Genomic DNA, 23,094 nt, shown 5'->3' with positions numbered 1-23,094 from the left:
AAACTTCAATGAAATTTCTCAAAACCATTCTAGTGCTTCTATTAATTATCATCGGTTTGGCTACTGGATACATTCAATTAGATAACAGTAAGAAAGAGGCGAATCCTTCCTATGATGAAACACTTCATTTTCCATCTGATCGTTATCCTGAAACAGCAAAACATATAGAGGGAGCCATAACTGAAGGTCATTCTTCGGTTTGCACGATTGATCGAAAAAATGCTGATAACCAACGTGATCAATCTCTACAGAGTATTCCGACTAAAAGAGGTTATGATCGTGATGAATGGCCTATGGCGATGTGTGAAGAAGGAGGAAAAGGAGCTTCAATAGAGTATATTAGTCCATCTGATAATAGAGGAGCTGGTTCATGGGTCAGCCATCAACTAACCGACTATCCTGATGGAACTAGAGTGAAATTTATCATTGAGTAAAGGTGCTTTCCTTTATTTAATTAAAAATCTATCCAACAGTCTCAAGCTATTTCAAACACTTTTTTCACGCCGATAATCTCATAGGAGGGATGACCCTACCTTAAATCTAAAAGGAGAGAAGAGCATGAAAAAAAGGTGGAAACTGAGGCTTGGTGCAAAAATTTTACTCATTTTTCTATTTGTACTTATCGTCTTTTCAACCATTGTTGGCTTTGTCGTCAATAATGAGATGACGAATAATATAAAGTCGATGGCGACGGAAAAGGCAAAAGGTGACTTGAAGCTAGGCTACATCTATATTGAAGAAGCGATTAATGGTACATGGCAAGTGAAAGATGGGAAACTGTACAAGGGTGACACGTTAATTAATAATAATTCAACTTTGGTTGATAAAATTGCTAAGCAAACTGGCGATACGATCACGATTTTTCAAGGTAATGTGCGTGTAGCCACAAATGTAGTATTAAATGGAAAACGCGCTGTTGGAACTGAAGTTTCACCTGAGGTAAAGTCTACTGTTCTGGATGAAAGTAAAAATTATTATGGAACTGCGAATGTGGCGGGGAAAGATTATCAAACAGCTTATATGCCTATTAAAAATAAATCTGGTGAAACGATTGGTATTTTTTATACAGGTGCAAACCAAAGCATGATCACTAGTATGCTACAATCCTTCTTTATACAATTTGCTATTGTCCTTACATTGAGTTTACTGGTTTCAGTTATTATCATTTCTATTTTTACAAAGCGACTTCAAAATCGGCTCAATCACATTGCTTCTGCCATTAAGAACGCTGGTGACGGTGACCTTACCGTTGTCGTGTCAGATCACAAAGGTGATGAGCTTTCAGATCTTGCAGAACACTTCAATAAAATGCGGGAGAAATTAAATCAAACCATTCATAATGTAATGGATACCGCTGATCTAGTAGCTACTTCTTCTGATCAATTATCATCAAGTGCAGAAGAAACAAGTGCAGCATCAGAAAGAATCACAGATTCCATTCAGCAAGTCGCACAATCTTCAGAACAACAATCATCTCAAATGATTGTTAGTAAACAAAAGATGGTACAAGTATCACAGGAGCTCACAAACATTTCCGAAAATGCTCAAAGCATGACTGAAGAAAGCCATTTTGCACAAGAAAAAGCAAGAAAAGGTATGCAAAATATCGAAGAAGTCAATCATCAAATGGGTTCCATCACACGCTCTATAGAAGAGAACGGAGCAGCCATTCAAGCTCTTGATACCCGCTCACAAGAAATTGATCACATTTCAAAAGTGATTACAGACATTGCAAATCAAACAAACCTTCTTGCTCTTAATGCAGCAATTGAGGCAGCACGTGCAGGTGAGCATGGCAAAGGCTTTGCTGTTGTAGCAGATGAAGTAAGGAAACTAGCAGAAGAGTCTCAAAAATCTTCTCACATGATTTCGCATCTTATTTCAGAAATTCAAAAAGAGATGGTCCATTCTACAAAAGCAATTAAACATGTGAAAGAAGAGGCGTTTCAAGGAACTGTTTTAATTGCAAATACTGAAGAAACATTTTTGGATATTCAACAATCAATGGAAGAAATCGCAAATGGCATCAAACATTTATCAAATGCATCGCAGAAAATCACTGCTTACACCGATGATACAAAACAATCATTTAGTTCCATCACAGAAGATGTTAAGCTCACAACAGAGAATTCCCAGCAAGTAGCAGGCTTAACTGAGGAACAATTTGCTGCAATGGAAGAAGTCACCGCATCATCTGCTTCTCTTGCGAAACTAGCAGGAGACTTAAAGGAAATGGTTGCACAATTTAAAATTTAGAAACCTCTCACATCTTAAGCAAGACGATGAAAATCGTCTTGCTGTCAATAACATCGTTTACAACTAGGACACAAAGCAAATAACCCCAATCAACTTAACTAAGGAAGGAGTTTTTTCATTGAATGATTTACAGATACCTCACCTTCTATCAATTTCTTATCATCAATTAACTGTCTATCCAGAGAATTCTGCTCCACCAATTCTCGATTGGACAGATGAAGCCATTAAACAAGGTTTTGCTGTCGCTGAAGATGGTGTTTCGTTCGAAGGAGTTCGCAATGGCAAAGCAGTAATTGTTGTGATGCTCAACGGTCAAAAACCTGTTCAAACAGCTAATCGAATCGTGAGTGTTCCTTTCACAAATACCAAACAACATATTCATATCACAAGTGTCATGTCTCAAATACTTACTTTTCCAATCCCTAAAGGAAACTATGAATTAACTTGCTCTACCTTACTTCAAGATGAACAGGATATGTATCTTCTTCACTTTAAAAACATTTGAAAACTTTATGCAATAGAGGGCTTTTTCGCTTTATTGCTCATCATATGCCTCCAGCCACTTCCCAGCATAATCTACCGAATCTTTCATGGAAAACAAAAATGAGATAGCTGAACCAATGTTTCCAGACTGATATGTATATCCTGCTTTCAAGAAATCTGATCCAATAAGGTGAAATAGCTCTTCTCTTGTAATGATATCTTGATACTCTTTCCAAATCCGCCATCCGTTTTCTAAAATCGGAGCTCCTCTTGTCATCAAATCACGATTAGGGATTTGATATTCCGCCAAATGAAAGGCAGTGTTGCTATCAAATTGTGTGCCCAGAAGGAGGACATAAGCATTTTTTTCATACATCCTTCCAAGTGGAGAATGTTCACCAAGGCCAAAAGAAAGAGCATGATGCCGGATAATTTCTTCTCTATTCTTTCCCCATGCAGTGAAAGAAAAATTCGGATGACTGCTTCGAATGACATCAGGAAAATTCCAAAATGTTTCGGCAATTTTACCCATAGCCGTTGGAGGTGTATACGCAGGATCATAGGCAGGCATCGTATCCTTGATAGGTTTCCACCATGACTTTGGCACAGATGGATTAATCCAATCAGCTGGGTCTGAGAGCTCTAGTGATTGTGCAGGCATGACAATCGTTCCGTCTTCAGTGATCACTTCCATTAATGCTTGAATAACAGCAACAGCCCCACCGTTCACCCAGCCAATAGATGAAAGAGACGAATGCACACATAGTGTCATCCCCTTTTTCACACCTAGTAGAATCAATTCTTCTTTTATTTGTTCCTTTGTTACCGGTTCAGTTTGTCCATGCATTAATTTTTGCATTTGCCTGTTTTCCCCTACAATCCATAGATTTTATTCATGTATGATACGCTTTACAACAATCGATAATTTATAATTTGCATACTGGCTCAAATCTGTTAAAAAATGATCCAGCTCATCGTGTGATGAAAAATAGCATTCCGCCATATAACAGCCTTCACCACTTATTTTATACAATTTTTTCATTTCTTCTGCTCCATCTAGAAAAGAAAGGAGTGGCTTGTGGTTATAGCTCGTTGTAAAAATGTGAATAAATGTTTGAATGAGTTGTTCAGCATGCCAATCAATAGAAATCGTATACTTTTGAATAATGCCTTCATCTTCTAATTTCATCACACGGTTCGCGGCTGCTTGTCCTGTTAAATGCACTTTCTCTCCGAGCGCTTTCATTGTCATTCTGCTATTTTTAGATAGCTCTTTTAAAATGTTCATATCTGTCTGATCAAGCAATTGCCCCACCTCTTTCAAAAATCAACTCATTGCTCATAAATACTTTCATTATTCTCTGTAGCTCGAATCTCTTTTAATATACTGTATACGTACCGAGAAAAAAAGGAGGAGTTTTTCTATGCATATGACTCTCATTCGCAATGCTACCCTTACCCTTCACTATGGCGGCGTACAATTTTTAATCGACCCTTTTCTTGCAGATAAAGGAACATATCCGCCGTTTCCAAATTCAGAAAATCAGCATCTTAAAAACCCACTTGTTTCTCTCCCTTCTCAGATCAATATGAAGGATGTTTTGAATCCAGATGTGGTATTACTCACACACTTACATTTAGATCACTTTGATGATACGGCAAAAAAGCAACTAGATCATAGCATACCAGTGTTCACCCAATCTGATCATGACGCAAAAGCTGTAATTGAAGCGGGTTTTAATCATGTCACTGCAATTCATGAGGTGGTTGAAATTCAAGGAGTTCGTATCCACCGAACAAGCGGTCAACATGGTACAGGTGAGATTGCGAAACAAATGGGACAAGTAAGCGGCCTTGTCTTTTCTCATCCAGATGAACCAGTTCTTTATTTAGCAGGAGATACAATTTGGTGTGATGATCCTAAAATGGCAATTCATCAGTATAAACCAGATGTCATTGTTGTGAATAGTGGTAGTGCACAGTTTTTACAAGGTGATCCGATTACCATGACAAAAGAAGATGTACTGGCTGTCCATCATGCAAGAAAACAAGCAAAAATTGTCGCCTGCCACATGGAAGCAGTTAATCATTGTCTGTTAACAAGGGATGAACTAAAAAAATATATACGTGAACATCATGTAGAAGATCAAATATACGTCCCTCATGATGGAGACACCCTTTCTTTTTGATTATAAAAAAGAGAGGGGCATCCCCCTCTCGCTCTTCACTCAAACAAACACTTCAACTTTAATTTCCCAATTCCCCCTTGTTACACTGTTATTCTCCTTTAAAAACAGAAAAAAACGACGTTAATCTGCTGCCGGTTTTTTCGTTATCATGGATGGGTATGCTGTGGCTTTTTTAGTAGCGGAACGAATCCATTATTTTTTAATTGATTGTAATGTTCATCCATGCGTTTGGTAATATGAACTCCTTGCCCTTTCGTTAACACACCATACTGCACATATTTTTGAATGACTTCTTTTCGTTTTGTGAGAATTTGTTGCTCAAGCATTTCAATTTGTTTTTGTTGCTCAGTCGGCAGCTTGACTTGGTGTGTGACGGGACGCTTTTCCATTTGAGGAGTCTCTGCATGAATCGGTGTTACAGCTAGACTAAAAAGTGTGATCATCATCAACATGATCATGTTACGCCATTTGTTCGTCATCATATTGTTGCCTCCTTTTTTGTTTCCATTTTATTCTTTGTGACCTCTCCTTTTTTATGCATCATTTCACTATTTGAATTGTACACAAAATTCTTACTTTTTTACTTTTCTTCTGAAACCGTTGTCCGAACATGAAAAGCGTGCTATGTTTTGTTTTGTATAAAAAATAGAGGAGGATTCTTTCAATGAGTCGTTTTTATCATAGAAAACCATTATGGATGATGGTTGTTATTACTGCTTTGATGCTTGTGATTTCAGCTTGCAGTCAATCTGGGTCATCCACATCATCTGATGTCACTGCATGGGACAAAATAAAAAAGAAAGGTAAAATCGTCGTAGCAACTTCAGGTACCCTTTACCCTACTTCTTATCACGACACGTCAAATGGGAAAGATCAATTGACTGGATATGAAGTTGAAATTGTCAAAGAAGCCTTCAAACGTCTTGACCTAAAAGTAGAATTTAAAGAAATGGGCTATGACGGAATGCTAAGCGCTATCAATTCTGGTCAAGTTGATGCTGCTGCAAATGACATTGACATTACAGATGATCGAAAAGATAAGTTTGCTTTCTCTACCCCTTACAAATACTCGTATGGAACAGCAATCGTTCGTAAAGGTGATTTATCTGGCATTAAGACATTAAAAGATTTAAAAGGCAAAAAAGCCGCTGGTGCTGCAACAACTATCTATATGGACGTGGCTCGTAAATTTGGTGCAAAGGAAGTCATCTACGATAATGCAACAAATGAGCAGTATTTAAAGGATGTGGCAAACGGTCGAACTGATGTCATTTTAAATGACTATTACTTGCAAACGCTGGCACTTGCTGCTTTCCCTAAATTAAACATCACCATCCACCCTGACCTGAAATACATGCCAAACGAACAAGGATTTGTCATGAAAAGGGATAATACCGGGCTTCAAAAAGAGCTAAATCATGTGCTTAAAGAAATGAAGAAAGACGGAACGACTAAAAAGATTTCCAAGAAGTTCTTTAATCAAGCGGACGTTTCAAAAAAAATTGATGTTGATGTCGAAGACGTCGACATTTCGAAATAAGGAGACGTCCTGTGGGAGATATTCATTTAGAATATATTTTTAATCCTGCACTCGCAAAGGCATCGTTCCCCTTTGTCATCAAGGGCATTTGGCTGACCCTTCTTATTTCCTTTGTCAGCATGTTTTTTGGAACGATCCTCGGCTTCTTTATTGCGCTTGCAAGAATGGCACATTCATGGGCTCTCCGTTTTCCAGCAAGGCTTTATATCTCGTTTATGCGTGGTGTTCCCATCCTTGTCATCTTGTTTATTCTGTATTTTGGTTTTCCTTATGTCGGAATTGAATTCACCGCTGTCACTGCTGCGATTATTGGATTTAGTTTCAACAGTGCCGCTTATATTGCAGAAATTAATCGTGCGGCGCTTTCTTCAGTTCCAAATGGGCAACTCGAAGCGGCGAAGTCTCTTGGTCTTAGCTACTGGCAAACGATGCGTGGTGTGATTTTGCCTCAATCTGTGCGAATTGCTCTTCCGCCACTCACAAATGTCATGCTGGATTTAATTAAAGCTTCTTCACTCGCAGCAATGATTACGGTTCCAGAGCTATTTCAACAAGCTAAAATTGTAGGCGGACGGGAATTTGATTACATGACCATGTATATTTTGGTCGCCCTCATTTATTGGGGAATTTGTAGTGTCGTCTCCTTATTTCAAGACTATTTGGAAAAGCGATACGCCAAATACTTATGAAAAAAGAGCAGATCAAGGAGTCTGCTCTTTTTCTTAAAGTCAGTTGGAATTGTTCTTCTAAAATATGTCCACAACCTACAACAAAAGCAAGAGTTGTATGCATACATGATATGCTGACATCACAAAAGCCGCAGATGCTCAAAGGCCACTGCGGATTGTTCAATTATGAATCCTTTTTCATGAGCATCAATTCAATAAATAACTGACAGCGTTGACTAAAATCATTCAAATTGATTGATGTCATGTCGAGAATTTGTTTCATTCGATAGTTTAGCGTATTTTGGTGAATAAACAATTGTTCAGCGGAAGGCTTTAATTTACAGTTATTCATTAAGTACACTTCAAGGGTTTTTAAAAACGATGTTTGACTGTCTCTATCCTTTTCTCTTAACAGCAAAAGGTCTTGGTTCACATCATTTTTCTTTTTTTGATGACTGTAAATGCTATCCAAATACCGAAAGACACCTAGTTTGTCATATTCGTATGGGATCAGCTCCCCGCTTCCAACGATTTTGGCAGCTTTGACTACTTCAATCGCTTCAAATCGACTTGTGCTCATTTTCAAGACATCGCGGTACTCTCGCCCAATCCCAATAAAGAGTGGGGTCTGATTTGAATGCGTTTTCATCATAAGGTGGTCAATGACATCTCTCGCTGTTGCCTTTGCAGAATGTCTATCTGAAAGACTACCCAGAATGACCACAATATCTGCTTGGACGGAATATACATGATTGACTTTGTCCTCTAGCTGCAAGTATGTTCTGATCAAGTCCTTTACGTCTTCTGCTGTCTCACTTTTGTTATCTGCGGCATGTACCACCATAACGGTAAAGACGGCTGGCAGCGGGATACTTAAATTTTCAGCCTCCCACTTCAGTTCCTCTTCCGTATAAAAGTGATCATCCATGACCTTTTTGAAGAACTCTTCAATCTTGCCTTCTTTCTTCTCTAGCTGCTTTTTGTTCTTATAAATGACCTTTCCAACTTGAAAGGACGCTTCATGCAGAAATATCAGCTCATCCTCTGAAAGGGATTCCTCAATATCTTGCACCCAAATGAAACCTACCACTTCTTGTTTGTGTTTGGCACTGACCGCAACACGCCTGTTAAACCCCATATCTTTATGACCTTCCACATAAAATGGATTCACATCCGTATTGAGTCTTTCAATGACACCTGTTTTCTTTAACCAATCTACAACTGCACCTGGACATTCCTTCGAGAAGATGGTCTGCTGATTGACTGGATCAAATTGTTGAATACTGTATGAATTGTAGGCAAGCAATTGACACTCTGTGCTTTCTAAAATGACTGGCTTTTTCAAATAGCCGCTAATAAACGCGATCAATTTGTCGACATCAAAAAATGTGTGAAGCTTTTCTAATATCTCTTCCATCCTGATTGCTCCCTGCATTAGAATACTTTTATCATACTGCTTTCAAGTGAGCTTTGTATAGAAACAAGCATTTGACTCACATCAAAAAGAGCAGGGATCTGTCCTGCTCCTATTGCTGTACATATTTGTCCTTATGGAGATGAGTAATGAGCGGGCATGTGGTGAGCAAAAGAAAATATGCGTACTTGGCAGAATGAGATGTAAACGTACGAAGAACATCATGACAGAAAACAGGCAATATAGATGTAGCACACTCTTCGCTTGTCAAAAAGGCATCATGCAAGGTCACTATATTGGACAACAACTCTTTGAATTAAAATCGCATCGTTGGTGCCACTGACAAACAAAAAAGACATGAATCCGGATCAATACCGGATTCATGCTTTTTTCTATTAAAACATTTCACTAATCGTTTTTGCTTGCATATGAAGTGCAAGGTAATCCGGGCCACCTGCTTTAGAGTTTGTTCCAGACATTTTAAACCCGCCAAATGGATGATACCCAACAATTGCACCCGTACAGTTACGGTTAAAATATAGGTTACCGACATGGAATTCATGTTTTGCACGATTAATATGATCACGATTGTTTGTAATCACTGCTCCTGTCAAGCCATACTCTGTATTGTTTGCGACTTCAAGCGCCTCATCAAAGTTCGCCACTTTAGAAAATGCAAGCACAGGACCAAAGATCTCTTCCTGCATCAAACGGGAGGTTGGCGCAAGATCTGCAAAAATGGTAGGCGCAATGAAATATCCTTCTGAATCATCACTAGTGCCTCCAATTACTAAGCGTCCTTCTAGTTTTCCCACTTCAATATATTCTGTGATTTTGTTGAAAGAAGCCTGATCAATGACAGGTCCCATATATACATCTGCTGATAGTGGATTTGCTGTTGTTTTTGTTTCAGTGATTTCTTTTACACGCTGAACCACTTGATCATATACTTTCTCATGTACAACTGCACGTGAGCCAGCTGAGCATTTTTGTCCTGCAAATCCAAACGCTGATGCGAAAATTGATTGTGCGGCAAGCTCAATATCTGCATCCTCATCTACAACCACGGTATCCTTACCACCCATCTCTGCAATGACACGCTTCAAATGCTGTTGACCAGGCTGTACCTTCGCTGCACGTTCAAAAATACGTGTGCCAACTTCTCTTGAACCAGTGAACGTAATGAGACTTGTTTTCGGATGATCCACTAAGTAGTCACCGACCTCTGCTCCGCTTCCTGGCACAAAGTTTACGACACCCTTTGGCAGTCCCGCTTGTTCAAGCTCCTCAACAAAACGAGCAGCGATAATCGGTGTTGCACTTGCAGGTTTTAAAACAACTGTATTTCCTGTCACAATTGGTGCAACCGTCGTTCCTGCCATGATTGCAAATAAGAAGTTCCAAGGCGGAATGACGAGTGTCACACCAGTTGGCGTATAAATATATTGGTTTCGTTCACCCTCACGGCTATTCACAGGCTTTCCTTTGGCAAGCTCTAGCATTTGGCGTGCATAGTATTCAAGGAAATCAATCGCTTCAGCTGTATCTGCATCGGCTTCATTCCAAGGCTTACCTGCTTCTTTTACAAGTAGAGCAGAATACTCATGCTTTTTGCGGCGAATACTTGCAGCAGCGCGGAATAAAACTCCTGCTCTTTCCTCTGGAGACGTGTAACGCCATGTTTCAAATGCGTTTGCTGCAGCTTGAATTGCTTTTTCCGCTTCCTCTTTGCCTGCTTTTGATACAATGCCCACTACTTCATCTTTTTTTGCCGGGTTGATCGATACAATTTTTTGTTCTGTCTCAACTCTCTCGCCATTGATTACAAGCGGATAAGTTTGACCGAGTGATTCTGTTACTTTTGCTAACGCTTGTTCAAATGCTTTGCAATTTTTCTCGATTGTAAAGTCTGTGAATGGTTCATGTTTGTAAGGTGTTGTCATGAATGTCACGCTCCCGTTTTAAATTATTTTTTCGTCATCCCTTTTAAGGCAAAGGCAATATTCGCCGGTCGTTCTGCAAGTCGTCTCATGTAGTAGCCGTACCACTCTCTTCCGTACGGTGTATAGACTCTCATTTGATAGCCTTCTTTCACAAGAGTGGTTTGAGTTTCAGATCTCATCCCATATAGCATTTGAAACTCAAATTGACTCGTCTTAATATGATGTTTTTTCACAATATTTTTTGTGAATTCAATCATCTGGTCATCATGTGTTGCGATTCCTGTATAATTCCCTGTCAGAAGTTGTTTTTCAATCAGCTTTTTGTAGTTGTCATCCACATCTTTCTTGTTTGGATATGCCACTTCTGCTGATTCCTTATAGGCACCCTTTACAAGCCGTAAAAACGGCTGGAATTGATTCAGGTCATCAAGATCCTTCTCTGTTCTGTACAGATAAGCCTGAAGAACCGTACTCACATACTCATATTGTGATTTCACTTCTTTAAAGAGATCCAGCGTTTTTTGACAGCGCTGTTCGTCTTCCATATCAATCGTGACCATAATTTTATGCTTTTCAGCAGTATCAAGAATTCGTCTCATATTCCGATACACAAGGTCATCATCAATATCGAGACCAAGTGAAGTCATCTTGAGTGAAACGTGAGAATTCAGCTTTTCCTCTGCAATGCGCTCAATTGTTTTTACGCATTCATCTGTCCGTTCGTTAGCGATTTCAGCCTTTGTGACAAACTCGCCGAGATGGTCGACTGTGACTGCCATTCCTTGATCATTCAGACGCTGAATGACAGGGATGGCACTCTCAAAGTCTTTCCCTCCTATGATTTTCTTTGATGCAACAGAACTTCCCCAATTGCGAGCAATATGGTTCAGAAGATTGCTTTTAGACAAAAATAAGAAAAAATTTCTTGTGACCGATTCCATAAAGGGCACCCCCCACTCTTTGTAAGCTATGTCTTTATTGTATAGGTCATGAGCTGTCCGCTACAATATTTGAAGATGACAAAAATTTAGACTTTTTTTGTGGTTTTATCACAATCAGGTAAAAATAAAAACCAACCGATCATCGGTTGGCATCATCCCTCTACGCCCATACCTCATCAAGGGTAACCCTTAATAAGTGATTCAGCTCAAGGTTTAAATTCTCTTTTGCTTGATTGTAGTTTTTCACCAATACGTTCATTCGATCGAGTTCTTTTTCAATAAATAGATGAATATGAGTCAGTCGTGGCTCCATATCCATCTCCGCTCCACTGATTTTCCACTCTAGTAAATCGTTTATTTCAGCTAAAAGAGCGCCTTCTTCTACAAGTTTACCGAGCAGTTCGTGAAAGTCCATAGGCGGCACTGTGCAATACCGTTCGATCCACTGACAAGCAAGTAAAGGACGGAGCACGTAGAAATATTTCTTGATACGTATTTGATTTCCTTTTAAATATTGGTCTTTATTTCGCTTCGCCATGTTTAAATAATGGTATATTAAGGCAACTGGCGAAAATGCGCGGTCTTTTAGCTCCCGAAGCTGCCCTGCAAGTGAAAATGCTTCATAATAAACAATGTCAGATGATAGCCATTCAAGGATGGAAGGGTTGGACTTGCTAAATAAGCGTAGCGCTTTTCTCATTTCCCATCCACTTATGTCTAGCTCGTCGTCAATTGGTCTTTCAATAACATCACGATGGTCCTCAATAGATAAATACCATTCCTTTCTTGGCACGTATAAGAATCTTACGTCATAATCACTGTCTGTTGAGGGAAAACCCCATGCACGACTGCCTGATTCCACCGCATAGCAAATCTTCACATCATACGCATCTTCAATCGCTTTTAACTCATGTACGATTCTCTCTTTCATCAGACATCAGCTCTTTCTATTTTATTTCTGCATGACTTCGACTTCTTTAGGGAAAATACTGATAAGCCACTTTTACAAAGGAGATGACCAACTTGTCGATATCTCGCATTCTCAAATGGATTACAGGTATTTTTGAAGCATGTCTCGCCATCCCAGTGATAGGAGGGATTTTCGTCATCAGTCATGGGTACTCACCGCTCATGTTCATGCTCATTTTGCATATTATAACATTGATTTTATCTAAAAAAGACACCGGATTTTCCATCGGAAGTATTTTTGGCATTGTGACTTCCTGTCTTGCTTGGATTCCTATTCTTGGGTTTATCCTTCATATTGTGACCGCCGTTACGCTCATTCTGACTGCTGCCATTCCTGATGAAGAAACAAGGCGACATACCAGCTACTAAAAAAAAGCGCAGGCTCATGTGTAAGAGCCTGCGCTTTTTATACTTGTAGATGCTTTTGTAAAAATGCCAACTTCTCCATTTGAAAAGCTGGAATGAATTCGTGCCCGAAATATCGATACACTTTGATTTCTTTTTCCGTTTCTAAATGATTGTATGTCGCAAAGACTGTAGAAGGCGGTGTAACCTCATCCACAAGTCCAATGGCAATCAGTGTCGGTTGTTTGACCCATGCTGCCAAGTTGATTAAATCGAAATAGCTCAATGTCTCTAGCGCCATCTTCTCTACTTGCGGATCGCTATTTCTTCTAAAATAAGAGTTAATCTCTAAATAAGGCTCCTGCAAGGCGACATCAATCGCACGTTCAAAGTTTGACAAGTATGGATAATCTGCAACAACGACTTTCGGAATATCGGACAATGCCGCAGCAGCAAGAGCTAACGCTCCACCTTGGCTACCGCCAATCACACCGATGCGACCGTTATCAGTTTCAGAAAAAGAGCGAATAACTTCTAATGCACGAACCGCGTCTAAATATACACCTCGATAGTAATACGTTTCTTTGGAAAGGATTCCTTTCGTCATCCAGCCGAGCGCATGGCCTCCTGGTGTCACCGTCGTGTCTTCACTTCCACCCTGTCCGCGCACGAGCATACCAAATGTGGCGTAACCATGAAGTGCCCAATTCACAATGTCGTGAATGGCTCCATCATAGCTTCCATCATAGCCATGAAATCTCACAAGTGCAGGGTGTGGGCCTTCTTGATCAGGCACCGCATACCAGCCTTCAATCCGTGAATCGCCATAGCTTTTATAGGTTAACCGATATACGTTTACACCTTTTGCTGGATATGGAAAAGGATCAAGTATAGGCTCAGCTTCTACCTCAGCAAGTGCTTCAAGTGATTTTCTCCAAAATTCAGAAAAATCACGGCGTGCTGTTTTCTCTGGTTTGTATGTTTTGAGTTGTTCAAGTGGCAAGTCGAATAACGGCATATCATATTATTCCCCTTTGATTTGTATGTTATAACTTAAATTCCTTCTATCATATCACTTTTTTCCTTTTGGAGAAAGGCGTTTTGCCCTGTCATGAAAAATGACAGATGTATCCCTTGTCAGTTTTACGATAAACCTTTTTTTGCTCTACATTCATAGAATTGATAGAATGAGAGAAATCGTTTGGAATATCCATACATGGATATGGTGACTTTTCAGATGAGAATAACTGAATCAACCAAAAAAATGCTTATCTTTAAGAAAAGGAGGCAAGTCAAGTGAAAATAGCCCTTGTTCAAATGGATGTCGAGATCGGAAATCCAGATGTGAATTTTGCAAAAGCAGCAGGTTTTTTAGAAGAAGCCATAAAAGAAAGCCCTGATTTGATCATCCTCCCCGAAATGTGGAATACAGGATATGCCTTAGCAGAAGCTGACCAACTCGCTGACCGAGATGGTGAACGTACAAAGCAGCTCTTCTCTTCATTTGCTAAAAAGCATGGCGTGTCCTTAATTGCTGGGAGTGTGCTAAATAAACGATCAGAAAACAATGCCACCACAAATACAATGTACGTGTTTAATCAACAAGGCGAGCTTGTCCTTAGCTACGATAAGATTCATTTGTTTCGTTTGATGGATGAGGATCAATATTTAACCGCTGGTCATCAATTTGGACTATTCAACTACGATGACGAGCTAATAATTGGCACAATGATTTGCTATGACCTACGCTTCCCGCAGTTATCAAGAGCCCTTGTGAACAAAGGTGCGAAGATACTTGTAAACACAGCACAATGGCCGACAACAAGGCGAGATCATTGGCGTAGTCTGTTAATTGCCAGAGCCATTGAGAACCAATCTTTTGTCATTGCTGTGAATCGTACTGGTGAAAGCAAAGGGACAGACTTCCCCGGCAATTCAATGGTGATTGATCCACTTGGCAACATTTTGTTAGAAACAAATGAAGACGAAAAAATTTATTATGCCGACATAGACATCAACACTGTTGAAGAGGTAAGAAAGCAAATACCAGTGATCACAGATCAACGCTTAGACTTATATTAAAATTAACTCATTGCTTTTCTTAAATATAGACATTGTTCAGGCTTGATTAAACGTTTGTTTAAGAAGGACTTTCTCCTATGGCTGTTGCCATCTCCATGAATACTTGTGCGGTTCTACTTAAATACCTTTCCTCGATGTAGGCAAACACAAGTATACGTGTCGAGGACGAATCTAAGCCTAAATAGATGAGATGGTTGGCTTCTTCTCTGTCAATCATTTTGGGCACAACCGTCACACCAAACCCATGTTTCACCAATGACTGAGCAGTTTGAATATGGCTTGTTTGAAACGCAATATTCGGCTAAAAGAGGAAAGAGGCTGTCGAGATTTCCTCGGCAGCCTAAGTCTGTTCATGATTAGTAGACTTATTTCGTATATAGGTCCCATCCAAGCTTTAGCGTATCCACAATATAATCTGCAACTTCTTCTGCCTCAAGATGATCTGTTTCCACTCTTGAATTATGGAGCGCATAAATTTCTCTCCGTTCTTCAAATAGCTCCTTCATCTGATCAATGGTTCTATTATGGAGAACAGGGCGACTTTCAATCAAGATATCGAGTCTTTGCTTCCAGTTTTCCCATGCTAAGTCCAGAAAAAGAACAGTACAGTGCTTCAAGCATTTGCGTTTAATTTCCTCTTGTTTAAATGCACCGCCGCCAAGGGAGACAATCTTCAGCTGTGTATTTTCGCATAAATCTACGATATAGTCTTTTTCTGCTTGCCTGAAGAAATCTTCTCCCTTTTGCTGAAACATTTCTGGAATGGTCATGCCATACTCTTTTTCGATTTCTTGGTCGACATCAATGAAGTCTCTATATAATTTTTTGGCAACCAGTTGCCCGATTGTCGTTTTTCCAACCCCCATAAATCCAATGAGGACAATATTTCTCTGTCTTACAGGAATTTCTCTATTCATCATCATTTTCGTGACAAGTCCTCCTTACACCAAGGAATGATACATAATGTTTTTATTATATGACAAATCGGTTGCCAAAAGATAGCGATTCCTAAAAATTATGCTTACTGATATACCCTAGCTTTTCTGAAAGGTGCATTGCATATTGCCTGACCTGTTGCTCCAGTTTTGGAATCACATCGTCTGTAAAGCGGTGAGTTGGCCCTGATATAGAAAGACAAGCTTTGACTTCTCCATGTATGTTAAATATAGGTGAAGCGACAGCGGCAGATCCAACCTCACGTTCATCAACACTGATCGCAATATAGGTCTCAAGCGTCTTTTGTAATTCTTCCTCTAATTTCACTCTTGATACCTTGTCCGCCATTTGTTCCAGCACAATTCCCCTGAAATCTTCCTTCTGAAAGGCAAGCAACACCTTACCACCTGCACCTGCATACAACGGAAGTTTTTCACCGATTTTGACAAGATGTCTGATGGATTGCAAACCCTCTGCCTGCTCAATACAGATGCGACTCGTTTGATCAATGACATATAGGTTTACGGTTTCCTTTGTTTCATCACGTAGCTTGTACATCAGCGGCTTCGCAATTTCTCTCAATTGAATTGACTTTCCTGCAATATGTCCGAGCAAATATATTTTTTGCCCGAGTCTGTATTTTAATGTTTCTTGATTTTTCTCAATAAAATCATTCGTTTCTAGTGCTTTGAGTAGTCTCGTTGTTGTCGACATTGCTAAATTCATTTCCTTTGATATTTCAGTCAACGTCAATTCCTGTCTTTCTTCACTAAAACAATAGAGGATGTCTAAAGCCCGCTGAACGGTTCGTAAACCAGATTCTTCTTTCGACTTTTTTTCAGCCATGTTCATGCTCTCCTTTTTCATTTGATATTCGCTCATCTCGTATCGACATAAGTATTCAACTTTGCTATAATTCACCATGATTATTCCATTAAAAGAAAATATATTCCACCTGACGGAAACTGTGTTGTATCTTATTATTCTTACAAATCACATTCGCTGTCAATTGTTTGAAGAGGAGATGGAGTTATGTACTTGGTTGTTTTTACACTTCTTATTTGTTTTTACATCATCAATCAATTATTTCCTGCAATGATGTTCTCTTATATTGTTGGTTTACTGGCAACGTTTGCGCTTATCATCTCGATTAAACGAACGACTGGCTTATATCGCAAAACTGGGATCGTTTTTTTCTCGGTTGGTATGATCTTATTCTTTCTGTCTGATCAACCAATACACACATTTTTTCTTCATTTTCATTCGATGCTTGGGTTGCTTTCTCTATTTTTCATGTTGCCATTTATTAATTCTCTCATACATGTTGGACATTTTGATACACAATTAAATAAACTACTCACCCTACATACGTCGACTGTGAATCAACTCTATCGAAAGAGTTCGTTTGTTACACATACGCTCGGCATGTTTTTAAACATCGCAACCATTCCTTTATTGTTTACATCATTGAAGCCCTCTCTTGCTTCTATCACTGAGCGGTTGAGGCAGCAAATTTACACAAGGAATCTTTTAAGATCGTATGCTCTTTGTTTAAGCTGGAGTCCTGTTGAAGTGCTCGTTAGCGTCACCATTGATGCGACGAAGCTGAAATACTATCATATCGCCCCTGTTACCTTTGGTATCATGGTGATTGTTCTCATGACAGATTGGGTACTCTTTTCTCGAAAAAGCCGGCACATGCCGAACATTGACCAGCCTATGCATACGCATACAAATCCAAAAAGAATTCGTCGCAAAACGCTACAACTTGCATTGATGCTACTTAGCTTTGTAACGATTGTCTCTATTGTAGATACGTTCATTGGAAAAGGATACTTATTTTCTGTCGTACTGACAATTATCCCATTCTCTCTATTATTCTCTTACTCTATAAAAAAACGAAAGCAATATGTATCAATTGCCGTCCCTCATTGGAAGGAACGGACAAATAGCTTATCTAATTATATGTTTTTATTTTTAAGTGCTGGTTTCTTTGTAGATATGTTACTTGAAACAAACAGCATGAATAGGGTTCAAGCGCTGATGATCGATACCGCTGATCATACAGTATGGTTTTATTGTGTGATCGGGCTATATTTCTTGGTGACTGCCTTGTGCGGCTTTCATCCACTCATCTCACTCGCCCTGCTAATCAGCATCATCACACCAGTCATTCATGAGATTCCTGCTCTACCTTTAGCCATGGTACTCATATCGGCAGGTACAGCAACTGTCATGTATAGCCCATTTAATGTCTCTGTGTCTATTTTAGCCGACCTAATGAAAGTGAACCCTTATCGTATCACCGGCTGGAACATCCTGTTTGCCGCATTCTATATGGGGATTAGCATCTCACTTGCGTCAATCATCACGATGCTGTTCTATCCGTAAACAAAGAGAACTCATTCGCAGGGGAATGAGTTCTAGCTGTTTATGGTTTCAATTGAATTCGTTCAATTTTCCCAACAATAAAGATATACGACATTGCACCAACTAACGCGACAAGCCCCACAAATAAGATGCCACCGTTATAAGAGCCAGTTGCAGACACGATAAAGCCGATAATGAGCGGTGTAATAATACCTGACAGATTCGCAAAGAAGTTGAATACCCCTCCGGCTAACCCGACCATCTCACGTGGTGCCACTTCTGACAGCATCGTCCAAGAAATATTCGAAAGTCCCTGTGCAAAAGATGCAATGGATAAAATGGTCAACACAAGCGGAATGTTTGATGTAAAGTTTGCAAAGACGATCGTGCTTGTCAGAAGTAGACCCACAACAACTGGCAGCTTTCTCGCAATATTAACGGATACCCCTTTCTTCAAAAGCCAGTCTGAGATATAGCCTCCGAATAATACCCCAAAAAAGGCAGCGATATATGGCAATGATGCAGCAAATCCGACCTTGAGAAAGGCCATGTTTTTTGCCTCAGCTAAGTAAGTTGGAAACCATGTCAAAAAGAAAAAAAGTGTCGACGCTACAGAAAATTGGCCAATATATAGCCCGATTAATTTTCGATACTTAAGCAATGCAGCAAAATCCGCCCATTTCAGCTTTTCCTGTGTTGCAACGTTTAGACCTTCTCCTTTTCTAATCAGCTCTAGCTCATCTTCATTCACATTCGGATGTTCTTTTGGCTCGTGATAATACTTATACCAAAAGAAGGAAAACACAATACCAAGTGCACCTGCGGTGATAAAAACCGTTCTCCAGTCGAAAGTGGTCATGATCCAAAAAAGAAGTGGTGTCGCAAACGCAAGCCCTACATATTCACCAGCAGTATACACACCTGTCGCAAACGCCCTTTCTCTTCTTGGAAACCATGTGGTGACAATGCGATTATTCGCTGGAAAAGCAGGGGATTCTGTGATTCCAATAAACAAGCGACAGCCGAATAAAAAAGCGAAACTATTTGCAAACGCTTGCAATCCAGTGAATAACGACCATGTAATTAAAGATATACCATACGTCACTTTAGAACCAAACTTATCCAGAATAAGTCCCCCTGGAATTTGCATTGCTGTATATGTCCAGCTAAATGCAGAAAATATGATGCCAAGTAGTGCAGGATTTAACTGTAATGATGATTGGATAGCTGGTGCAACAATCGACACGCTGGCCCTGTCGATATAATTAATAGCCGTAATAAAAAACAAGAGAATCAATATGCCAAAACGTGCTTTTGTTGGTTTGGTGAGTGTAGGTTGTAGCTCATTTCCCTTCATTTCTGATTGCAGTTTCATAACCATCCTCCTTTGTGTTCGCAGCTTGCGGAGCGGTTCAGTAAAAAAACCCGTCAGAAAAGACGGGTTTCATTGCCTCCTCCAATGAGTAGACTATTTAGATGACCCCTTTTTCTTCTAACTGCTTGCATTCTTCCTCTGTCATGCCAAGCATGTTCGTTAAAATATCATAATTATGCTGGCCTAAATCAGGCGCAATTCTTCTAATACTGCCTGGTGTTTTCTCAAACTTCGGTATGATTCCTGGTACCTTCAACTTTCCTAAACGAGGGTGACGAACCTCCACAATATTCTCCCGTTCTTTGAAATGAGGATGCTCAAATATATCCTTAATGCTCAGAATTGGACTCACGGGTACACCATGCTCATCAAGAATCTCCAATACTTCCTCGCGCGTCAGCGACGCAATCCATGAAGACACGATCTCATCCATTTCATCATTGTGCTTCAGCCTCGCCGCATTCACACTGAATTTCTCGTCTTCAAGTAAATCCAATCGATTCATCGCCTTTGCCAAACGGTTGAAGGTCGAATCTGTACTTGTCACAAGAACAAGATAATGCTCATCCTTCGTTTCATATGTTCCTGCTGGGCTTGAATGGCCGCTTAACCCTGGAGATCGTTCACGCACTTTACCCAGCTTGTCATATTCGGCTACTAAAAACTCAAGCATGCGGAATACAGACTCATATAAAGCAAGATCAACCATTTGTCCCGTTCCTTCAGGATGCGTATCTCGGTAATACATCGCTGTCACCGCTGCAAATGCAACGTAAATTCCTGCGATATAATCCGTTAAGGAAAAGGACGGGCTGACAGGATGACGATCTCGGAAGCCTTGGAGATACGTAAAACCACTAAACGCTGTGGCCGGTGTTCCAAATCCAGCTTTATCTTTAAATGGGCCTGTTTGTCCATAGCCAGACACCCTAATCATGATGAGATTCGGATTGATTTCCTTTAATATATCGTATCCGACGTCCCATTTTTCAAGAGTACCAGGACGGAAGTTTTCAATGATGATATCAACCTGCCCTGCAAGTTTTTTAAAAATTTCTTTTGCTTCTGGTTTGTGTAGATCAAGTGTAAGAGATCTTTTGTTTCTTGAAAGCCCTGACCAGCGAAGCGGTTCATCCTCTGCAAAAGGGCCAACGTGCCTTAGCGTATCCCCTTTTCCAGGGATCTCAACTTTGATGACATCCGCTCCGAAATCCCCAAGCAATACTGCGCCATAGGGTGCAGCAATCATAGTGGAGACATCTAGTATTTTGATTCCTTCAAGCGGTGTGTTATTCAATTTGCCACTCCCTTTCTACAAATGTGATAAAAGGCGGCTTGATGCCGCCATTTCCCATCAGTTCATTTAGTCTTTTGGCAGTTGCCCTTGTGGAGTATATAACCAAATGAGCCACAATGGTTCATCCCCTGTATTCACATGCTGATGGGAGACACCATCTGGAATAAACATAAAATCATTTTGCTTAAAGGACTGTCTCTCTCCATCACAAATGACTTCACCTGATCCTCGAATGACATAATCAAACTCTTCTGAGCCAGGATGGTTATGAACAGAACTTGCTTCACCCGGTTCAAAAATCGTCAATCCTGCCATCATGTGCTCAGATCCAACTGTTTCAGGTGTAATAGTTTGAAATACCTTTCTGATCATTTGTTCTTCCGGCTTGTCCAAACCTAACCATAGTGGATTCCCATCTTTAAACGGATTCAATACTTTAATTTTCATTTCAAATTCCTCCCTTATTTTTAGTTCACACTAACATGTGAGCGTTTTGTATTTGGTGAATAAATATCATTAATATTCCAGTGACCATCGGTTGGGACAGGATCATTCTTCATCGCCACATCAATGACACATGGCTTGCCTGATGCGACAGCTTTTGTTAAAGCTTCTTTAAACTCATCGGCTTTGGTGATCTTTATTCCTTCAATTCCATATCCTCGCGCAATTGCCGCAAAATCAGGAGAATAACTTTCTCCGTTTTTCTTGAAGACGGTTCCGTATGTGGTTTCGTAGTGCGCCATTTGTAAACCAGCGATGGTTCCAAACGCACTGTTGTTCATCACAACCCACACAACCGGAATATTTTCCTCAACGGCTGTTGCCAGAACCGATGGGTTTTGACCGAATCCACCATCTCCTACAAGCGAGACAACGACACGATCTGGCTGAGCAACCTTTGCCCCAAGCGCTGCCGGTGCACCAAACCCCATTGTCGCGAAACCGCCAGGCGTTAATATTGTACCTGGTGTGAGAACTGGGAATTGCTGTCCTACCCCGTTCTTATTCCAGCCGACATCGGTTGTAATAAACGCATCCGCTGGCAGAACCTCGCGTACCTCCTGCAAAATACGCTGAGGTTTCATCGGGAATGATGCATCTTCTACCTTGGATTGATTGCTTTTGACAAACGCTTCTCGTTCAGCCAAAATCTCTTTCTTTAACTGCGGGCGATCCAAACCTTCCGGCAAATACTCCTTAGCGACCCGATTTAAAACCGTTAACGCCTGCTTCAAATCAGCAACAGCACCAATTTCTACGGGGTAGTTACGTCCAATCTCATTCGGATCAATATCAATATGAATCAGCTTCGTTGGCGGGAAGTTAAATGTATATTCTGATTCCCAAGAGCTAGCATCTGCCTCAGCAAAACGAGTACCAAGAGCAAGAATATAATCCGCCGCTTTACATTGATCATTAATAAATTTTGTTCCCCAGAAACCTGTCATGCCTAATGTCATTGGATGGTCATCCGGCATGGCTCCTTTTCCCATTAAGGAATGAGCAACAGGGATACTTAAATGTTCAGATAGCGCTCTCAATTCTTCAGTGGCATCTGCCAATATCACGCCACCACCTACATAGAGCAGCGGTTTTTCCGCCTGTAGCAGTAATTCAATCATTCGTTTCGCTGTATGATCATCAATTGAAGGCTTTTGAATCGCCTGCGTGTGATGTTCAATTTGTTCAAACAAGGCAACATCTAAATCCTTAGAAAAGACATCCATCGGAACAGATATGAGCACCGGGCCGGGACGACCACTCTCTGCTAATTGAAAGGCTTTTGATAAAATTTCAGGAAATAGTTCAGGAATATCTACGCGCCACGCTCTTTTGACAAACGGTCTGTAAATTTCATATTGTGACGCATCGGAATGAAGGTTAATTTCTTGGTGTGGATGCTTTCCGTAGTAGTGACTTGGTACATCTCCAGCAATGACAACCATCGGAATAGAGTCAAGCGCTGCATTGGCAACACCTGTTGCTGCATTTGTGAGACCAGGTCCTAGATGACTGAGAACAACAGCAGTTTTCTTCTTCGCCCTTGCATACCCATCAGCAGCATGTGCGGCGATTTGTTCATGTCTGACATTAATAAACTGAATACGACTTTTCTCAAGTGCTGATAGAAAGGCGATGTTTGTGTGACCACAAAGCCCAAAAATATGCTCGACCCCTCGTTTTTCTAAGTATTCAATGACTTGCTTTGAAATATTTTTCTTCATATTGCTCTCCCTCCCAAAGCTCTTGAACATCTTTCTTTCATTCATTAACTAGCTGATT

24 protein-coding genes are annotated in these 23,094 nt (G+C 40.2%); 9 read left to right on the top strand and 15 right to left on the bottom strand.

The window, feature by feature from the left end:
• The first annotated feature begins 8 nt into the window (after positions 1-8).
• The 3 genes from ACQKEZ_RS16830 to comJ all read left to right on the top strand — a co-directional run bounded on the left by ACQKEZ_RS16830 (position 9) and on the right by comJ (position 2,761).
• On the top strand, positions 9-434 hold the full coding sequence (locus ACQKEZ_RS16830) for a NucA/NucB deoxyribonuclease domain-containing protein (protein ID WP_427302735.1): 426 nt from the start codon (positions 9-11) through the stop codon (positions 432-434).
• A gap of 124 nt (positions 435-558) precedes the next feature.
• Positions 559-2,256 carry a methyl-accepting chemotaxis protein gene (locus tag ACQKEZ_RS16825; RefSeq protein WP_427302733.1) on the top strand — a complete coding sequence of 566 codons (1,698 nt, stop codon included), beginning with the start codon at positions 559-561 and terminating at the stop codon, positions 2,254-2,256.
• A gap of 118 nt (positions 2,257-2,374) precedes the next feature.
• On the top strand, positions 2,375-2,761 hold the full coding sequence (gene comJ, locus ACQKEZ_RS16820; RefSeq protein ID WP_427302731.1) for a competence protein ComJ: 387 nt from the start codon (positions 2,375-2,377) through the stop codon (positions 2,759-2,761).
• Between the two features lie 30 nt (positions 2,762-2,791).
• Here comJ and ACQKEZ_RS16815 read toward each other — a convergent pair whose 3' ends face one another.
• Both ACQKEZ_RS16815 and ACQKEZ_RS16810 read right to left on the bottom strand, forming a co-directional pair.
• Complete coding sequence (locus ACQKEZ_RS16815) at positions 2,792-3,598, bottom strand: aminoglycoside N(3)-acetyltransferase (protein ID WP_427302729.1); 807 nt, start codon at positions 3,596-3,598, stop codon at positions 2,792-2,794.
• A 30-nt stretch (positions 3,599-3,628) separates the two neighbouring features.
• The gene (locus ACQKEZ_RS16810; protein WP_427302727.1) at positions 3,629-4,045 is read right to left on the bottom strand and encodes an Lrp/AsnC family transcriptional regulator; all 417 of its coding nucleotides are present in this window, start codon (positions 4,043-4,045) and stop codon (positions 3,629-3,631) included.
• A gap of 118 nt (positions 4,046-4,163) precedes the next feature.
• Between ACQKEZ_RS16810 and ACQKEZ_RS16805 the strand changes: the two genes are divergently transcribed.
• The gene (locus ACQKEZ_RS16805; RefSeq protein WP_427302725.1) at positions 4,164-4,928 is read left to right on the top strand and encodes an MBL fold metallo-hydrolase; all 765 of its coding nucleotides are present in this window, start codon (positions 4,164-4,166) and stop codon (positions 4,926-4,928) included.
• Positions 4,929-5,074: 146 nt separating this feature from the next.
• On the opposite strand, the gene ACQKEZ_RS16800 is transcribed toward ACQKEZ_RS16805, so the two are convergent.
• The gene (locus tag ACQKEZ_RS16800) at positions 5,075-5,386 is read right to left on the bottom strand and encodes a YckD family protein (protein WP_427302769.1); all 312 of its coding nucleotides are present in this window, start codon (positions 5,384-5,386) and stop codon (positions 5,075-5,077) included.
• A 263-nt stretch (positions 5,387-5,649) separates the two neighbouring features.
• Here ACQKEZ_RS16800 and ACQKEZ_RS16795 point away from each other — a divergent pair, with 263 nt between their 5' ends.
• Both ACQKEZ_RS16795 and ACQKEZ_RS16790 read left to right on the top strand, forming a co-directional pair.
• The gene (locus tag ACQKEZ_RS16795) at positions 5,650-6,468 is read left to right on the top strand and encodes a transporter substrate-binding domain-containing protein (RefSeq protein ID WP_427302767.1); all 819 of its coding nucleotides are present in this window, start codon (positions 5,650-5,652) and stop codon (positions 6,466-6,468) included.
• A gap of 11 nt (positions 6,469-6,479) precedes the next feature.
• Positions 6,480-7,157, top strand: a complete 678-nt coding sequence (locus tag ACQKEZ_RS16790) for an amino acid ABC transporter permease (protein WP_427302723.1) — start codon at positions 6,480-6,482, stop codon at positions 7,155-7,157.
• Positions 7,158-7,320: 163 nt separating this feature from the next.
• Here ACQKEZ_RS16790 and ACQKEZ_RS16785 read toward each other — a convergent pair whose 3' ends face one another.
• The 4 genes from ACQKEZ_RS16785 to ACQKEZ_RS16770 form a co-directional block, all read right to left on the bottom strand.
• Positions 7,321-8,553, bottom strand: a complete 1,233-nt coding sequence (locus tag ACQKEZ_RS16785; RefSeq protein ID WP_427302721.1) for a PucR family transcriptional regulator — start codon at positions 8,551-8,553, stop codon at positions 7,321-7,323.
• A gap of 392 nt (positions 8,554-8,945) precedes the next feature.
• Positions 8,946-10,493: an L-glutamate gamma-semialdehyde dehydrogenase gene (gene pruA, locus ACQKEZ_RS16780; protein WP_427302719.1), complete on the bottom strand. Its 1,548-nt coding sequence runs from the start codon at positions 10,491-10,493 to the stop codon at positions 8,946-8,948.
• Between the two features lie 23 nt (positions 10,494-10,516).
• Positions 10,517-11,434 carry a proline dehydrogenase family protein gene (locus ACQKEZ_RS16775; RefSeq protein ID WP_427302717.1) on the bottom strand — a complete coding sequence of 306 codons (918 nt, stop codon included), beginning with the start codon at positions 11,432-11,434 and terminating at the stop codon, positions 10,517-10,519.
• Positions 11,435-11,594: 160 nt separating this feature from the next.
• On the bottom strand, positions 11,595-12,365 hold the full coding sequence (locus ACQKEZ_RS16770; RefSeq protein WP_427302715.1) for a nucleotidyltransferase domain-containing protein: 771 nt from the start codon (positions 12,363-12,365) through the stop codon (positions 11,595-11,597).
• Positions 12,366-12,457: 92 nt separating this feature from the next.
• Here ACQKEZ_RS16770 and ACQKEZ_RS16765 point away from each other — a divergent pair, with 92 nt between their 5' ends.
• Positions 12,458-12,772 carry a hypothetical protein gene (locus tag ACQKEZ_RS16765; RefSeq protein WP_427302713.1) on the top strand — a complete coding sequence of 105 codons (315 nt, stop codon included), beginning with the start codon at positions 12,458-12,460 and terminating at the stop codon, positions 12,770-12,772.
• 37 nt (positions 12,773-12,809) lie between these two features.
• Here ACQKEZ_RS16765 and ACQKEZ_RS16760 read toward each other — a convergent pair whose 3' ends face one another.
• The gene (locus tag ACQKEZ_RS16760) at positions 12,810-13,766 is read right to left on the bottom strand and encodes an acetylxylan esterase (RefSeq protein WP_427302711.1); all 957 of its coding nucleotides are present in this window, start codon (positions 13,764-13,766) and stop codon (positions 12,810-12,812) included.
• Between the two features lie 278 nt (positions 13,767-14,044).
• On the opposite strand from ACQKEZ_RS16760, the gene ACQKEZ_RS16755 reads away from it, so the two are divergent.
• Complete coding sequence (locus ACQKEZ_RS16755; RefSeq protein WP_427302709.1) at positions 14,045-14,830, top strand: carbon-nitrogen family hydrolase; 786 nt, start codon at positions 14,045-14,047, stop codon at positions 14,828-14,830.
• Between the two features lie 58 nt (positions 14,831-14,888).
• Here ACQKEZ_RS16755 and ACQKEZ_RS16750 read toward each other — a convergent pair whose 3' ends face one another.
• From ACQKEZ_RS16750 to ACQKEZ_RS16740, 3 genes are all read right to left on the bottom strand, one after another.
• Positions 14,889-15,125 carry a LysR family transcriptional regulator substrate-binding protein gene (locus ACQKEZ_RS16750; RefSeq protein ID WP_427302766.1) on the bottom strand — a complete coding sequence of 79 codons (237 nt, stop codon included), beginning with the start codon at positions 15,123-15,125 and terminating at the stop codon, positions 14,889-14,891.
• Between the two features lie 70 nt (positions 15,126-15,195).
• Complete coding sequence (locus tag ACQKEZ_RS16745) at positions 15,196-15,753, bottom strand: shikimate kinase (RefSeq protein WP_427302707.1); 558 nt, start codon at positions 15,751-15,753, stop codon at positions 15,196-15,198.
• Positions 15,754-15,838: 85 nt separating this feature from the next.
• Complete coding sequence (locus ACQKEZ_RS16740; RefSeq protein WP_427302705.1) at positions 15,839-16,612, bottom strand: IclR family transcriptional regulator; 774 nt, start codon at positions 16,610-16,612, stop codon at positions 15,839-15,841.
• 186 nt (positions 16,613-16,798) lie between these two features.
• Here ACQKEZ_RS16740 and ACQKEZ_RS16735 point away from each other — a divergent pair, with 186 nt between their 5' ends.
• Positions 16,799-18,157 carry a hypothetical protein gene (locus ACQKEZ_RS16735; RefSeq protein WP_427302703.1) on the top strand — a complete coding sequence of 453 codons (1,359 nt, stop codon included), beginning with the start codon at positions 16,799-16,801 and terminating at the stop codon, positions 18,155-18,157.
• 40 nt (positions 18,158-18,197) lie between these two features.
• Here ACQKEZ_RS16735 and ACQKEZ_RS16730 read toward each other — a convergent pair whose 3' ends face one another.
• The 4 genes from ACQKEZ_RS16730 to ACQKEZ_RS16715 all read right to left on the bottom strand — a co-directional run bounded on the left by ACQKEZ_RS16730 (position 18,198) and on the right by ACQKEZ_RS16715 (position 23,036).
• The gene (locus ACQKEZ_RS16730; protein WP_427302702.1) at positions 18,198-19,511 is read right to left on the bottom strand and encodes an MFS transporter; all 1,314 of its coding nucleotides are present in this window, start codon (positions 19,509-19,511) and stop codon (positions 18,198-18,200) included.
• 97 nt (positions 19,512-19,608) lie between these two features.
• Positions 19,609-20,808 carry a CaiB/BaiF CoA transferase family protein gene (locus tag ACQKEZ_RS16725; protein ID WP_427302700.1) on the bottom strand — a complete coding sequence of 400 codons (1,200 nt, stop codon included), beginning with the start codon at positions 20,806-20,808 and terminating at the stop codon, positions 19,609-19,611.
• Positions 20,809-20,874: 66 nt separating this feature from the next.
• Positions 20,875-21,255, bottom strand: coding sequence for a cupin domain-containing protein (locus ACQKEZ_RS16720; protein ID WP_427302699.1), 381 nt, complete (start codon positions 21,253-21,255; stop codon positions 20,875-20,877).
• A 20-nt stretch (positions 21,256-21,275) separates the two neighbouring features.
• The gene (locus ACQKEZ_RS16715) at positions 21,276-23,036 is read right to left on the bottom strand and encodes a thiamine pyrophosphate-binding protein (protein ID WP_427302697.1); all 1,761 of its coding nucleotides are present in this window, start codon (positions 23,034-23,036) and stop codon (positions 21,276-21,278) included.
• Between the last annotated feature and the right edge of the window lie 58 nt (positions 23,037-23,094).

It is taken from the genome of Bacillus sp. NPDC077027 (assembly GCF_050269555.1).
Taxonomy (GTDB): Bacteria; Bacillota; Bacilli; order Bacillales; family Bacillaceae; genus Bacillus.
This window is presented reverse-complemented; position numbering and strand designations above follow the sequence as displayed.